This is a genomic window from Gordonia sp. ABSL11-1 (genome assembly GCF_030315685.1).
Classification (GTDB): Bacteria; Actinomycetota; Actinomycetes; order Mycobacteriales; family Mycobacteriaceae; genus Gordonia.
Map to the genome: position 1 here is coordinate 21,991 of NZ_JASXSI010000004.1, position 14,521 is coordinate 36,511.

Annotated in this window: 10 protein-coding genes and 2 pseudogenes; 2 read left to right on the top strand and 10 right to left on the bottom strand. The window is 64.9% G+C overall.

Translation table 11 applies throughout. The annotated features are described in order from the left end of the window. Window positions 1–369: 369 nt before the first annotated feature. Window positions 370–1,464, top strand: a pseudogene (gene zapE, locus QSJ19_RS05625) (cell division protein ZapE). Window positions 1,465–1,990: 526 nt separating this feature from the next. Here zapE and QSJ19_RS05635 read toward each other — a convergent pair. The 4 genes and pseudogenes from QSJ19_RS05635 to QSJ19_RS05650 form a co-directional block, all read right to left on the bottom strand. Further along, window positions 1,991–2,302 carry a GlsB/YeaQ/YmgE family stress response membrane protein gene (locus QSJ19_RS05635; protein WP_286318912.1) on the bottom strand — a complete coding sequence of 104 codons (312 nt, stop codon included), beginning with the start codon at window positions 2,300–2,302 and terminating at the stop codon, window positions 1,991–1,993. 170 nt (window positions 2,303–2,472) lie between these two features. Continuing rightward, the gene (locus tag QSJ19_RS05640; protein ID WP_286318913.1) at window positions 2,473–3,270 is read right to left on the bottom strand and encodes a cyclase family protein; all 798 of its coding nucleotides are present in this window, start codon (window positions 3,268–3,270) and stop codon (window positions 2,473–2,475) included. Between the two features lie 265 nt (window positions 3,271–3,535). Further along, on the bottom strand, window positions 3,536–4,150 hold the full coding sequence (locus tag QSJ19_RS05645; RefSeq protein WP_286318914.1) for a DJ-1/PfpI family protein: 615 nt from the start codon (window positions 4,148–4,150) through the stop codon (window positions 3,536–3,538). A gap of 75 nt (window positions 4,151–4,225) precedes the next feature. Beyond that, a pseudogene (locus QSJ19_RS05650) lies at window positions 4,226–5,376 on the bottom strand (dicarboxylate/amino acid:cation symporter). Between the two features lie 197 nt (window positions 5,377–5,573). On the opposite strand from QSJ19_RS05650, the gene QSJ19_RS05655 reads away from it, so the two are divergent. Next, entirely contained in the window at window positions 5,574–6,092 is a 519-nt protein-coding gene (locus QSJ19_RS05655) for a DoxX family protein (RefSeq protein WP_286318916.1), read from the top strand. 257 nt (window positions 6,093–6,349) lie between these two features. Here the strand turns inward: QSJ19_RS05655 and QSJ19_RS05660 are convergent, their stop codons facing one another. From QSJ19_RS05660 to QSJ19_RS05685, 6 genes are all read right to left on the bottom strand, one after another. Continuing rightward, the gene (locus QSJ19_RS05660) at window positions 6,350–7,462 is read right to left on the bottom strand and encodes a T6SS phospholipase effector Tle1-like catalytic domain-containing protein (protein ID WP_286318917.1); all 1,113 of its coding nucleotides are present in this window, start codon (window positions 7,460–7,462) and stop codon (window positions 6,350–6,352) included. 995 nt (window positions 7,463–8,457) lie between these two features. Then, on the bottom strand, window positions 8,458–9,363 hold the full coding sequence (locus QSJ19_RS05665; RefSeq protein ID WP_286318918.1) for a hypothetical protein: 906 nt from the start codon (window positions 9,361–9,363) through the stop codon (window positions 8,458–8,460). Beyond that, window positions 9,245–10,813 carry an APC family permease gene (locus tag QSJ19_RS05670; protein WP_353507119.1) on the bottom strand — a complete coding sequence of 523 codons (1,569 nt, stop codon included), beginning with the start codon at window positions 10,811–10,813 and terminating at the stop codon, window positions 9,245–9,247. Before QSJ19_RS05670 ends, QSJ19_RS05665 begins: the two co-directional genes overlap by 119 nt. Before the next feature lie 169 nt (window positions 10,814–10,982). Further along, window positions 10,983–12,278 (bottom strand): NtaA/DmoA family FMN-dependent monooxygenase, encoded by a 1,296-nt coding sequence (locus tag QSJ19_RS05675; protein ID WP_286318919.1) that lies wholly within the window; start codon window positions 12,276–12,278, stop codon window positions 10,983–10,985. Window positions 12,279–12,336: 58 nt separating this feature from the next. Next, the gene (locus tag QSJ19_RS05680; RefSeq protein ID WP_286318920.1) at window positions 12,337–13,251 is read right to left on the bottom strand and encodes an LLM class oxidoreductase; all 915 of its coding nucleotides are present in this window, start codon (window positions 13,249–13,251) and stop codon (window positions 12,337–12,339) included. 2 nt (window positions 13,252–13,253) lie between these two features. Then, window positions 13,254–14,504, bottom strand: coding sequence for an acyl-CoA dehydrogenase family protein (locus QSJ19_RS05685; protein WP_286318921.1), 1,251 nt, complete (start codon window positions 14,502–14,504; stop codon window positions 13,254–13,256). Window positions 14,505–14,521 lie beyond the last annotated feature (17 nt).

Consider the following 14,521-nt stretch of genomic DNA (forward strand, 5'->3'; position numbering starts at 1 on the left):
CGTGCCGACATCCTGCCCAACTCCACGACCCCTGTGGCAACATGCTCGGCGACAGCCGAGGGGTCACCATCGAGTCGACCATCACCTCGAAATGACCTGGGTGCGTCACCGCGAACATCACATAAGCGGCACCGCCATCGACGAAGCCGTCGGTTCCCCGCGCTGCCGGCGTGATGGCTTGGACCGCCAGACGGAAGCCCTCCGTGGCGACAGCAGTGAACAGGCCGGCCTTGTCCCCGAACTGATAAGCAGTGCAGCGTGCGTGACGCCTGCACGCCGCGCGACCTGTCGCATGCTCACGCCGGCCGCGCCGACCCGTTCCACCTCGGCGACCGTGGCCTCGATCGCGGCTTCTCGTAGGCGGCCGTGATGGTACGTCGCGGTACGTCGCGGGATCAGCACCGAGATCTCACAGTTGCGGCGTGGCACGATCATGCTGTGTCCTCTCGGCGGCAGGCAATTCTCTCGGCGATCGAGGCGGCAGCGACTCGCGACGGCATGTCGCTGGACCCCGGACAACGGCAACTCGCCGGTCGACTGGCCGATCTCGATCCACACCTGTCCCACTGGTCGCCCACACGCACGCCGACACCGAATGGTCTCTTCGTTCATGGGCCAGCCGGACGAGGGAAATCGTGGCTCGCCAACGCGTACTTTGACGCAGTTCCCACAGATCGCAAGACACGCATGCATTTTCACAGCTTCTTCGACGAGCTTCATCGCCACATTCACCACCACCGCGACCAGGATCGAGCCGTTCAGAAGGCACTCGACGAGGTCATCCGCGACTGCCACTTACTCTTCTTCGATGAGCTGCACGTCCATGACTCCGGTGACGCGCGGCTGCTGACCCGGCTGCTCGAACGGGTCTTCGCGCGACGGATCGTCGTGGTGGCCACCTCGAACTATGCGCCGGATGACTTGTTACCAAACCCCATCTGGCACCACATATTCGAGCCGGGTGTTGCCCTGATCAACGCCCACATGTCGACCGTCCATCTGACTGGATCAATCGACTACCGCACAGCCGGAGGCGGACGGGTCAATGGCTTCGCCGCCGGCGAATGGACGACCGCCCCCGTCACGGTGCCCAAGCGCTACGACGATACCTCCCTCGCCGTTCGGGACCGCCACTTTCCTGTCCTCGCAGCACGTCCCGGCGAGCTATGGGTCACCTTCGCGCAGGTCTGCGATGCACCGTTGTCGACCATCGAGTACCTGGAGTAGGCGCGAACCTACGGTCATTGGGTGATCGTGGACATTCCGATGTTCAACGGCATCGATGCCGAGGCCCAACAACGCTTCATCAATCTCATCGACATCCTGGTCGACATCGACGTCCGCGTCACCTTTCACTCATCGCATACCCTGCATCGATTCTTGGCCGCGGCGAGCGGACGACCGGATGCGTTCCGCATGCAGAGCCGGATGCAGTTACTGAGACGTGATTCCACGAGGTGTTGACACCTGTGTGCTGCGACGTTTCCGCTGTCCGACCATCTCCCCTCACCCGCGATGATCGCCACACTATGCAGGGACTTGCCTCGGCGGTGGAGCACCCGGATCGTCGGGTCCGCCAATCGCTGATCGCAGACGCGCCGCAGTCGGGTCCACATCATCTCGTCGAGACCCTGCGGCACCGACCCCTGGAGCACAAGCCGCAGGCGGAGAAAGTAGACGCGCTCGGAAATCCCGAAACGTACCCAGATCTCCTCGGCGCCACCTCCACCGAACGGCGCCCAACGCACCGCGAAGGCGACCATTTCCTGACGCTCGCTATGCCATGACGACCGATCTTTCATATCGCCATTATCGTCGATCACGCGCCGCGACTCTGTCGATCCCCGAATATTGGCGTCAGACGTGACGAACCCCCGGAAAACCGTGATACGGCTTGTCTCGCATCATTATTCATGAGGGGGGTTCATAGACGGCGAGTGGGCTGACGACCACGTCATCAGCCCACTCGCGTCGTTGCCCCGCTGCGCGATCAGCGTCGTCCGGTGACCAGTTTGACCAGGAACAACAGGATCACCGAACCCAGGAGCGCGGTGAAGAACGTGAACCACCATCCGCCACTGGCGGTGTCGAAGGCGAAGCTGAGGAGAAATCCACCAAGGAATGCGCCGACGACCCCGACCACCACATTGAGGACCACACCCATCTGGGCATCAGTTCCCATGACCTTGCTGGCCAACCAGCCCGCGATACCCCCGATGATGATGTAACCGATCCACCCGACCGCGGTGGTCGTCGTCGACCGCTCGGCCACTACCCATTGCACAGCTTCTGACGCACTCATTCGACAGCCCTTCTCACAGTGTTTTCATGACACCCCGACGCAATCCACTTAGGGCATGCGCGCATACCCGATCACACGGTAATTCAAACCGCGCGGCGTTGGGCCGGCTTCAGATGCTGCCCAGTCACGGCAGGAGTGTCATAAAGCCGTTCCCCCTTATCGGACGTATTTCATGAACCGTAGGTCGAACAAGCGCCGACGAACCAGCCGCACGAGCGATTCGACGCTGCGCCGACACCCATATAACAAAACGATAACGCGCAGGGGCGCGCGGTCAGAACGTGGCGGACGGATTGAGCGGCGACCCTGCACACCGACGCGATCACCAGCGGCGCCGCCGTCAGCAGAAACTCGCTGCGGCCGAACCGGTCGACGACCTGCACCAGCCTGTCCAACGCGAGCCACTCCAGGAATGTGAGTCCGATGCGCGCCAGACCGAGTCGATGCAAGGGCAGGTCGAGGTCGGGGTCCCCGCTCGGGAGTCGTTCGATGCAATCGCCGCCGAAGATCGCGGCATCCCGTTCCCGCAGCCACAGCACTGCTGACGTGTCGAGCCCTGCCCGACATCGGGGTGCAGCGTCCGGGTGCGCGGACAGGCGCGCATCGAGTCCGACGTGCACGATCAGCGCGTCTCCCGACTCGACGGTGAGTCCCGCTGCTTGCTCCGCACGATCGAGATCGTCTGCGGTGACGAACTCGGTGGGATCGAGCCACTCGACACCACGCAACTGCGCGATGTCGAGCAGGACTCCGCACGTGAAGATCCCGCCTCTCGTCGCTGCGACCCAAAGACGCCTCAGACCTTCTGGACCGAGAACGGTGTCGTCTCGGCGACCGTTGTACGCCATCCCACGGAGATGACAGTGCCCCAACGCGTCGAGATGGGTGCCCCATCCGTGGATGTCGAGCGTGATCTGGTCGACGACTGCATCGGCAACCGCCGGTTCCGAGTCGATCGTGTGCTCCACCAGAAGGTCACTCCGCTGTGTCAGAGGCAGACTCATCTCGGACGCGAGAGTACCGACACACCCTCCCGGATCAGACGCGCCGCTCGTCGTCGTACCGTCGCGGTGATGAGATTCAGGGTGCCGCGCTCATCGTCGAAATCCCAGCGTCCTGCGTTGTTGCACCTCGACTCGAGTGCCCGCAGACGTTGGCTGACGTGATCATTCACGTTCTCGCCTCTCCCATATCACCGTGCTTCTCGGTCGAGACGTCGGTAGACCGCCTACGCTAGCGATTGGCGAACACGTCATGGTCCGGATCGGTCTGCGGTTCGAACTCGATGACTTCAGCGGCGTGCTGTGCGAGTTCGGCACCGACGAGGTCGGCGATCAAGGCCGCTGTCATGTCGATGCCCGCAGCAACGCCCGACGACGTCCAACGGTCACGATCCTGCACCCATCGGGCACGACGCTCCCAGCTCACCGATTTGCCGTACCGGGTCACGCGGTCGAATGACCTCTTGTTCGACGTCGCTCGATAACCGTCGAGGAGTCCGGCGGCGGCGAGGATCGCCGAACCGGTGCACACCGACGTCACCAGGTTCGCGTCGACGACGTAGGTGCGCAACTGCTCGAGGAATCCGGCGTCGTCGACCATCCTGAGCCATCCGATCCCACCGGGGACCATCACGATGTCCACGTCCGCATCGGAGGCGAAACCCTCGGGCGCCTCGACTCGTGTTCCCTGAGAACTCGCGATCAACCCGGCCTCGGCGGCGACCATCGTGACTTCGAAATGCTGATCCAGCACACCCAGGATCTCGACGGGTCCGAAGACGTCGAGGAGTTCGAAGCCCTCGTACATCACGACGGACACTCTGCGCCTGGCCGAGGTCTCGGACATCGGGACTCCCTTCGCCGCCTCAGCCCCCGCTCGACAGGATCGATGATCAGGGTTGCAGAGTTTCAGTCTGCCGCATCATGCCCGGGCGAAGGTGCCGCCGTACTCCTCGATGTCGATGGTGTCAGCGGTGACGGCCTTGTGGCCGTTGTACACCTCGCGGTCGACCTCGTCTTCGGCATTCGCGAGGAACATCGCCACCACAGGGAACGCACCCGGCACGGTGATTGTGCCCATGTTCACCAGGATCGCCAGACACATGCCGAGCACAATGGCGCCGACATTCAATTGCACGTCGCCGGCCTGTGCCAGGAACATCACCACGATCATGCAGTTGAGAACAGCGCCGTACGAACCCAATGTGAGACCCACCGACAGGGTGAAGTTGGCGATCTTCTGACGCCCACCTACCTTCTCCACCGTGTTCTTCAGCGCAGTCGGAAAGGTGACCGCGGAGCTCGTGGCGGTGACGGCGATCGCTGTCTGTTCGGCGAGCTTCGACGGCAGTTTCCACGGGCTGAGTCGCGTGCGGACGGTCGCACCACGACGAACAGGACGAGAAACACCGATCAGCGTGGTGCCGAGATACTTCAACGCAGTGGTGACGACGCCGAACCCGACGTCACTGGCCAGCGAACTGAGCAGGCAGAAGACGCCGATCGGTCCCATGTACATGACCAGAGGGATCATCGTCAGGACGATCTGCTGGATCTGATCCACGAACGACAACACGCTGTCGTTCCCGGTCTGGTGATGTGCTGTCGCAGGGCGATACCGAACAGTAGGGAGAAGATGATGATCGGCACCATCGTCGCGCTCGCCATGGCCTCGAAGACGTTCTTGGACACGAACTCCAGCAGGGTGACCTGCCAACCGAGCGCCGCATCGGCTTCTGACTCGAGCTCCGAGTCGAGTTGGCCAGTGAACACCATGCCCAACCCGGGCTCGATGAGGGCGCTCAGTCCGTACGCGAGAAGTGCTGCAATGACCGAGAATCCGATCATCCACTTGAAGGTCCGGAACGCGATCCACCCGGTCTCCGATCCGGTGGCAACGATCACCGACGCCATCGCCAGCGGGACGATCGACATCTGGATCCATCGGATGAACATGTCGCCGATGAACTGGAGATTGGCTGTCCACTCGCCGACGGCGAGACCGAAGATCACCCCGGCGACCGCCGCCACACCGATCTGGGCGGCCGGACTCTTCAGAATCGTCCAACTCATGTGTTTCGTCGCTTCCGTCGGTTCGCAATTCCGGCGAAACGGTATGCGACGCGCGCTACCCCGCCCGTGGCCTCGACGTTTGTGTCGCGATACCCCCGCCGTGTCCGAGGAGTGCGGGAATGGGCCGCCGTGCGCGTGTTCAATCAAGCGGACTAGGGTTCTGTTTAGACCTGCTGAGAATGAGGAAGGACGACGCGATGTCTGATGACAACTCCAAGCGGACGAAGGCGCTCGACGTGGGACTGCTGACGCTGCGCACTGCGGTCGGCGCCACGTTGTTCGCGCACGGTACTCAGAAGCTCGCGGGCTGGTTCAACGGCCCGGGTATCGACGGCACCGCTGCCGGCATGGAGAAGATGGGCTTCCGTCCCGCCAAGCTGTCGGCGGTCACGGCCGGCGTCAGCGAAGCCGCAGGCGGACTGGTCGCGCTGGGTGCAGGCACCCGTCTCGCCTCGGCGGCCGGTGCTGCGGCCATGCTCGCCGCAGCCGACGTCCACCGACCCAACGGCTTCTTCTCGCAGAACGGCGGGCTGGAGTTCCCGGCCGTACTGGGCGTGGCGTCGGCGGCCCTGGCGCTGACCGGACCCGGCCGGTACTCGGTGGACGGACTCATCGGCCATCGTCTCGAGCAGGAGCGCGTGGGCGTGCTGGCCCTGGCCGCCGCGACCATCGGCGCAGCGGGTGTGCTCTACAAGCGGAAGAGCCCGACGGCGTAGGAATGGGACGTCGGAGCGCGGGTCGGGCGGGCCCGGGCCGCCGGGGCCGTCCCGGAATTACGCCCTCGAAAAGCGCCCGTGCAGCCGACTCCACCCGGAAATGCGCCCAGCGGTTTGGCGTTGTCCCAGGTCAACGCTGACCCTCGGCATCCACACACTCATGGCGGGCGCTTTTCGGGGGCGGTTTGCCGGACCGCCGGGCGCTTTCGGGGGGGCGGATTCCGGGCCGTCGAACATTCTTCGGGGTTCTCTGCCGCTTAATCGACCGGCCGGAAGTCGACGTCGAGTTGCTGACCGTCGTCGTCCAGGTAAGCGAGCAACCGGGGCGGCACGTACGTCTTGTCCTTTCCGGCACGTCGCACCGCACACGAGGCGACATACTCCGACGGGACGTCGGTCTCGCCGATCGGACGGTTCAGCGGCTTGAGCACGCGATAGAACCCCTTCCGCGATTCCTCCAGCGCCGCATAAGCGTTGGTGGCCTGCAGGAGGAACTCGAACGGATTCAGGGCAATCAGAGGTGAAGTCGACGATCCCGTTGGGGAACCTCCACCGGGCGCCCCGTTTCGAAACCAGAGGCCGTGATCCGCGGCCTTCGTCATCATCCACACGAGCGGGATGTCGCTGATCGGCGTGTTCGCGTATCCGCCGCCGACGTTGCAGTGGACTCCGGGGAACCACACCTGCTCCACGACCTGATCTTTCGCATCTGGATTGGTCTGCCACAGCGTCGGCTCGAACGGTCCTCGCTTCTCGTCGATGGCCAGAGCCTGGTAGGCCGCTGTGACGGCCGGGCCGAGCTTGGTGTTGTGAAACGACCATCGCCTGTTGATCCACTTGATCACCGGGGTTTTGCCGAACGGGATGCCGAGTGACCCGACGGTGTCCCAGACGCCGATGAGGCGGATGGTCACGTCATCGTGAGAGTACTTCCGACGGAACTCTCTGGCGAGATCGCCGTCAGGCTTCTTCTCGTCGGCGCGGTCGCGGTACAACTCGAAGGCCTCGTCGATCCGGGCCTGGTTCTCGCGCTTCACAATTCCGGCGTTACCGATGAACCCGCCCAGGCTACGCGCGGTGTAGGCGCCCCGGCTGAAACCGAACAGGAAGATCTCGTCACCCGGTTCGTAGGAGGCGACCAGTTCGGCATATCCCGTCTTCACGTTCTTGGACAAGCCCAGCCCGAGCGCACCACCCCGAATCTTCTCCCAATGACCCGTCCCCACCCCGGCGATGTAGAACTTCCTCTGCTCGACTCCCTCGTCGTCGACGTCGGCGATCGCCTCGTACAGCTTGACCACGTTCGTCGGGTTCTTCTGTCCGAACACATTCCACGTGCCGTCACAACAGACGATCAACTTCTTTGCCATCGCCACACCCGACTTCCTCAACCACCTCATGGTTCTGCTACCGAATCTTACGGCGGGGGCGTGGACGGCCGCGTCGAGCGATCGACGGACCACGGGAGACGCCATCACCACGCTGAGCGCCACCGGTGTGTGGCGTAACGTCTCGGGTGGTCGAGACGACGAGCACGATAGAGGTCACCAAACAGGGGTCGTTATGTCAGGTGCGGTAGTTTCCAGAATGCGGGTCACTGCATGCGTTGTCGCGGTGGTCGTGGCTGGCTTGTTGGCCGGTGCCGGCAACTCTTACGCAGGTACCGACAAGTGCCACGTCCGCTGGGATCCCCTGGGCGCCTCCGCGACATGTCACGATACTGGTGCTCCCGCGGGCAGGGAGTACGTACTGGTCGTCGAGTGTTGGGGCTTACACGGGATTCCCAATCGATTCCCGCTCTACGCCGTCGGGCCCTACTCGCAGTCCAGTCGATGGTTTGTCCCGACCGGACGGGCGTCGGGGAACTGCAGCTCCAGTTGGGGCGCGCCGTCGCTGAATGTCGGCGTCGTGACAGGTGCCCACGTCGAAATCTACCGACAGTAGCCCACCGCGATACGCGCGTATCTTCGCGTCGTTCGTCCCATTCTGTCACCCGTAGGAGATCCACGTCCCGTCGACCTCCGAGTCCGTCTTGGTGCCCGGTGAATGTGAGGCGCGGATGGGGCGGACTGCGTCGGCTGATGAGCGAAGCAGCGGACGCGGCGTCCTACCCGGGACCGGTGCCACCACCGCTCGAATCGAACGGAAAGGTCGGTCCGCGCGTGCCATCGGGATTGCGGGGGGGCGATCGACGAGTACGTGCTCGTCTCACGACCGAACACGCGACGGCGCCATGCTGCGAACCGAGCACGGAAGCCGCGGGACATGTCGCGGACCAGGGATCGGTCCTTCACGCAACGTAATGGTCCATGGCGGACCTTATCTCCGCTCATCAGACACCAGATGCATTTCGGGAGAGAGAACCTCACCACGGCTCGGTGCAGTCCTCACACAACCGGCCGATGCGCGCGATCGGCCGGTTGTCACGGTTCTTCACCCACATCGCGATCCCGTCGACGACCGTCGGGACGAGGATGTCCCAGCCTGCCGACGGCCAGTCGATCCAGGCGTTGCCGGTGAGGTCTCCCTGCACCTCGTCAGCGAGATGGGCCGTCGCACGCGCGGTCGACAGGTCGACGCTCTCGGGGTTCACGGTCATGAGGTCACCGCTCCAGCCCCGCAGGCCGTGCCGCCGTAGCTGCACTTTCACACCGCCGAACTCGGTGATCAGTACTTCCCACGTGTGATCGGCGACGTCGGGCAACGGCTTCTTACGCACCCAACACCGGAGATCGTGCTCGACTGCAGCCACCGCGGACGACCAGTTCGACGGCAACTCGGACGGACCCAGCCACAGGCCGGTGCCCCACCGTCGGGTCCAACTGGCCACGACCCGGAACGGATAGTCGCTGGTCATCGGGTAGTCGGAATCGAGCGCAGGCGCCTCGCGGAGATCGCCGACGCGTGTGCGGACGTCCCCCTTGACCCACATGGCGACACCATCGACGAGGGCAACGCTCATGAACCCACCGTCGTCGGCCCACGGCCAGGCCACGTGCGCCCGCGCGACCTGGTCCTGAACGAGGTCGGCGATGCAGAGCAGTATTGTCTCCACGTCATCGTCGACGCGCGGGCATCCACCGGTCACACCGAAGCCCGACCCCTCGCGCCAGGCGATCGTGACATCGCTGAGGAGCACGACCACCCCGCTGTCATCGTCGTACTCCCCCACCCAGTCGATGCGTTCGATGTACCCGCTGTACTGCCGCACATGCAGGTCGCGACCCAGCCGATCCAGTGCGTCCGACCAGGTCTCCGGCACGTCGGACATCGATACCTCGATCCCACGCCGCGGCATCCAGGCCGCCGTCAACACGCGCTCCCTGCGGGAAGAATCGAACATCGTCATCGACAAAGGATGGCACCCCGCGACGCACATCGGCGAGCCAATTTGTCGGTGCCGCGACGTAGAGTCGCGACTGCGCGGACGAGAAGTTGATGCGGTACAGCCAGATCGGAGTCGCGATCACCACCAGCAGGTAGCTGATCAGGAATCCCCAGTTGGCGACGTAGGCGCCGTACACGTCGAAGACGAGCCGACCCGCCGAGCTGAAGGTCGCCACGACAGCGAACACCAGTGCGGCGGCGCCGACCACGAGAATGCCCACCCACGGGGTGCGGTAGCGCGGATGAACACGTGTGAGCGCCGCAGGCAACGCACCCTCGTGGGCGAGGGTGAACAGGGATCGGGCCGCCGACGTCGTCACCGCGGTGACGAAGACGATGAACGCGATCGCAACCGCCGCACTGACAACCGAGTTGATCCAGGAGACACCGGTCTCGTCGGCGAGCTGCGGCAGCACTGCCTTGTCGCCGTCGATTCCGTCGAAGTGCAGCACCTGCGGGTACGTGGCCAGGAGGTAGAGCACGCCGATGATCAACACCACTCGGAGCAGAGCACGCGCGATGGTGCGATGCGCGTCGCGCGCCTCGGCACCCAGCGAGGCGACACTCTCGAAGCCCGCATATGACCCGACGGCGGTCACCGCGGCCACGAACGTAGAGCTGTTGCCCAGGTTGGACAGACTCCACTGCTCACCGTCGATGTGAAAACCGTAGGCCACATAGGACGCCACGATGATGACCGCGATGGAGATGAGTGCCAGCACTTCAAAGGCGAGTTCGTACTTCGCGGCCAGCGTCGCGCCGCGCAACGGCAGATACACCGCCACGCCGACGACGATCACCACGAGCAACAGTTTGAACCACGTCGCCTCGCTGCCCAACCCGATCTCGAAGAGGAAAGAATCGACGTAGAGCACGCCGCCGAGAGCGCCGGTCGTGGCGAATCCGATGTACCCCAACAGCAGGCTGACACCGGCGACGAACGCGAACCCGGGACCGAGCCCATTGCCGGTGTAGGTGCCCAGCGACCCGCTCGACACCGTGCGCTGCGCCTGGAATCCGATGGTGAGGGCGATCAGCAGGACGATGACGAGGCCGACGATCGCCGCCCACGCCGCGCCTTTGCCCGCCGCGGTGTACAGCGCGAACGGCACCCCGGCGATCGCGACGCTGGGCGCCGCGGCGGCGAGCCCTTGCGCGAAGACGCCCCACGAACCGAGAGCGTTCTCTTTCAATCCGGTGGACTCCGCCGAGATGATGTCGCGGCCGCCGACCGACAACGTCCGCGCGGTCTCCGTCGCACCGGCGTCCGCAGCCGCGGTGTTCACCCGGTCTGAGCCTGATGGTGATGGTGAAGTCTCCGCCGATGCGGTCATGACTCCCTGCTTTCTCCGGGAACCATCGATGCCCGGACACGTTGATGTGCAACGCTTCCGACGCATGGATCGTGTTCGAATGGTGTGGAATCCCGAGTATGGCCGGACCCGGCTGCCGACGAACGCGTTGCGCGCGGGAAGGTTCTATCTGTCCGAATTCCGACGACGCTCAGAGAGCGGCGACCGGAGTCGACGACGCCGCTCGCAGATGATCACGGAGAGTGTGGGTCTCGTACTCATGCCGGTACAACCCGCGGCGTCGCAGGATGGGGACCAGTTCGTCGACGATGACATCGAGCCCGTCGACGAGCACGTCGGGCTGCAGATTGAACCCGTCGATCGCGCCGGAGTGAAACCAGTCCTCGATGTGGTCAGCGAGTTGTTCTGGTGTGCCGACGAATCCGGCATGCCCGGACCCGGTGTACCGCGTCTGCTTGAGGTACTCACGTACGGTCGGACTGGTTCGCCTGATCTGCGCCACGATCGACTCACGGAACCCGACGCTGCCAGCGAAGGTCTGAAGATCAGCAGGTGCGGCCAGAACCTCTTCCGGGAACGGTTCGTCGAGCTCCAGTTTCGACGCGTCGTACCCGATGGCCTGCGACAACCACCCGATGGAGTACGACGCCGGGCCACGGTCGTGCAGCTCATCGCTGCGGCGGCGCGCCTCCTCCTCCGTACTGCCCAGCGAGAGCAGTAGCCCCGGCAGGATCTTGACGTCGTCAGGCGAGCGGCCGGCGTCCTGCGCGAGACCCTTCACGAGCCGGTAGTGCTCGATGGCCTTGTCCTTGGTCAGCTCCGCGGCGAAGACACCTTCGGCGACGCGACCCGCCAACGCGCGACCCTTGGCGGAACCACCCGCCTGGAACAGCACCGGGTGTCCCTGTTGCGAGGGGGGAATCCGCAGGCGGGTGTCGACCGAGAAGTGGTCACCGCGATGGTGGACATCCTCTCCCGTCGCTGCCGACTCCCACAGTGCGCGCACCACATCGACGAACTCGCTCGCACGCTCGTAACGGTCGTCGCGAACCGGGACGTCGGGCAATCCGAAGTTGCGGGCCGGCACGGTGCCGCGGGTGGTGACGATGTTCCACGCTGCTCGGCCACCGGACGCGTGGTCTAGCGACAGCAGACGCTCGGCGAGTTCGACGGGATCGTTGAACGTCGTCGACGCGGTGGAGACGAGCCCGACGTTCTCGGTCGCCCCCGCCACGAAGCCCCAGTTGACCGTCGGTTCCAGGTGGGCCGGGTTCGCGTCATAGGCCGGGTCGCCGAGTGCCGGGACGTCGGCGAGGAACAGGGCGTCCAGTGTGCCACGCTCAGCGGCCGCGCCGATCCGTCGCCAGTAGCCGGGATCGACGAAGGATCGCGCCGTCAGCTCGGGCGACTGCCACGCTGCGGGGAGATACCCGAGGACGAGCACGTTGATCCCGAGGATGACGTGTCCGTCGCGGCGATCGGTCATGGGTACTCCTGAAAGGCGTGTCGTGGTGCCGGCCGTTGACCTGGCACGAGGGGATGTGTCATAGCCACGGATATGGTTGCGGAACAGGAAATGCCGGGCGGCGCGGCGCTCGTGGTGCGATTGCGAGGGTCAGCGCCTCACGCAACGGCAACGTCGAGTCGGTCGTGGCGACACCGTCGACCAGGAGCTGACGCGCGGCGTGGAGCAGGTCGACGACTTCGACGTCGCCACCGTCGACAGCGGGGCTCAGCACGATACCGGTCGCGTCCGTCGGCACCTCGTCGCCGAGGCCGATGGCCACGATCGGCTGTCCGGTCGAGCCGATCACGAGATCGACGTCGTCGGCGACATCCGGCACGCCGTCCGCGGCAGGGTCGCCGTACCACGCGAGGACCGACGGACCGTGCGGCGGTTCGGGCACCGTCAACGGACCGGCGATCCGGTAGGCGTCGTCGATGTCGACGTGATCGATCTGATCGGATCGGACGAAGATCCCGGAGTCTCGTTCGCCGACAACGGACTCCAACGGCCAGCTGCGCTCCAGCGCCCGCACAGCACGTGCAGCGGACGCCACGTGGTGTGCTGCAGCGGATCTGTCGGCGAGACTGCCGGAGGCCACCCACGGGTCGATGATTCCGACGGCGGAATCAGGAAGACCGAACACCGCACCGGTGCGGCCGGCCGACAGGTGGCCGAGTGAGGCGACGCGGCGCGCCAAGTTGTACGGATGGTCACGTCGTGGTGCGGCGGCCACGAGGGTGCGGGCGTTGGTCGTCCGCGCGGCGAGAACCGCAGCCGCGGCGCTGCTGTCGATGGTCGGCTGAGCCTGTCCTACGCGGCCGTCGAACCGATCGACGCCGAGGATCGTGAAGGCCAGCGGCAGCGCATCCCACTCGGCGACCAGGGTCCGGTCGTCGAGGAGTTGCAGCACTGTTCTACCGGTCAACCCCAGTGCGAGAAATGGTGCAGCCATGGTCAATTGCCCTGACCACCGCGGCCTGCCGCGAAGAGATTCGGGACAGGGTCGGTGCCGTTCACAAACCAGTCGCCCAGGATGCGGGCTTTGTAGACGCGCGGGTTGTGTGATGCCAGCGTCCGAGCGTTACGCCAGTGGCGGTCGAGGAGTTTCGTTGTCGACACCCCGGAAGCGCCGAGAGCGTCGAACACGGTGGTCGTCGCGGCGAGGGCGGCGTCGATGATGACGAGCTGCGCCTGATCGGTGGCCACCTGCGAGCTGCGGACACGGAACGACCGTTCGTCATCGTCGCCGGCGGCATGTGCTGTGGCCAGCCGATCGAGCTCGCGTGACGTCTGACGCAACGCGGCCTCCGCCGCGAACGCGTGCGCCGAGACACTTCCGATGACCTGCAGCAGTTGTGGATCCGACGCCGGCACGGGATCGAGACCCTGCGGGTAGTTCCGTCCGCGGGCCTTCAGCGCCGCGATCCCGTCCCGCAGCGTGGCACGGATGATCCCCGTCAGGACGGCGAGGATCGCCACTTGATAGAAGTGGCCCTGGTAGACGAACCGCTCGCTGACGGGAAAGACGTCGCCCTCCTCGGCGGGCACGTCGACGTAATTGGCGCTGCCACTGGCCGTCGTCTGTTGGCCGAAGCCGGTCCAGTCGTCGATCAGATCGACACCCGGATCGTCGCGGCGGACGAGAGCCGTCAGCAGTCCGCCGTCGTCGGTGCGACCGATGACATCGAGCCAGTCGGCGAAGAGACTACCGGTGGCATAGAACTTCGCGCCGGTGACACGGTAGTCGTCGCCGTCTGGCCGGATGGTCGTCGCCATCGCCGCCAAAGTGCCGTTGTTGGCCTCGGTCCATCCTCCGCCGACGAACTCCCCCGCGAGGAATCGCTCGATCCACCGGTCGTTGGCCGCCGACTGCGGTGCGTTGAGACGGTCTTCCACGAATGCCAAATGGTTGCGCCAGACATGTGCGACGTTGGCGTCTGCCTCGGCCAACGCTGCCAGCACCGCGAAGGTCTGTTCCAGCGACGCCCCGAGTCCGCCACGCGCAATCGGTATCCGGATGTGCCCCAACCCGGCATCCTTCAGCCATTGCACCTGCTCGTGCGCGAACTCTCGATTGCGTTCACGTTCGGTGTTGCCCTCCGCGATCCGGGCGAAGATCGGTGCGAACCGCTCGTCGAGCTCGTCGTCGGTGGCTGTCGCGGGCCGCAGGTAGACCGGCGCGATCGGCGCGTCGATGTCGCTCATGGTCGTCACTTCCTGTC

What these genes read in the sequence shown, in the direction of transcription:
- QSJ19_RS05635 (WP_286318912.1), bottom strand. Translation starts at nt 2,302, where the DNA reads ATGAGTGCGTCAGAAGCTGTGCAATGGGTAGTGGCCGAGCGGTCGACG.
- QSJ19_RS05645 (WP_286318914.1), bottom strand. Translation starts at nt 4,150, where the DNA reads ATGTCCGAGACCTCGGCCAGGCGCAGAGTGTCCGTCGTGATGTACGAG.
- QSJ19_RS05655 (WP_286318916.1), top strand. Translation starts at nt 5,574, where the DNA reads ATGTCTGATGACAACTCCAAGCGGACGAAGGCGCTCGACGTGGGACTG.
- QSJ19_RS05660 (WP_286318917.1), bottom strand. Translation starts at nt 7,462, where the DNA reads ATGGCAAAGAAGTTGATCGTCTGTTGTGACGGCACGTGGAATGTGTTC.
- QSJ19_RS05665 (WP_286318918.1), bottom strand. Translation starts at nt 9,363, where the DNA reads ATGTCCGACGTGCCGGAGACCTGGTCGGACGCACTGGATCGGCTGGGT.
- QSJ19_RS05670 (WP_353507119.1), bottom strand. Translation starts at nt 10,813, where the DNA reads ATGACCGCATCGGCGGAGACTTCACCATCACCATCAGGCTCAGACCGG.
- QSJ19_RS05675 (WP_286318919.1), bottom strand. Translation starts at nt 12,278, where the DNA reads ATGACCGATCGCCGCGACGGACACGTCATCCTCGGGATCAACGTGCTC.
- QSJ19_RS05680 (WP_286318920.1), bottom strand. Translation starts at nt 13,251, where the DNA reads ATGGCTGCACCATTTCTCGCACTGGGGTTGACCGGTAGAACAGTGCTG.
- QSJ19_RS05685 (WP_286318921.1), bottom strand. Translation starts at nt 14,504, where the DNA reads ATGAGCGACATCGACGCGCCGATCGCGCCGGTCTACCTGCGGCCCGCG.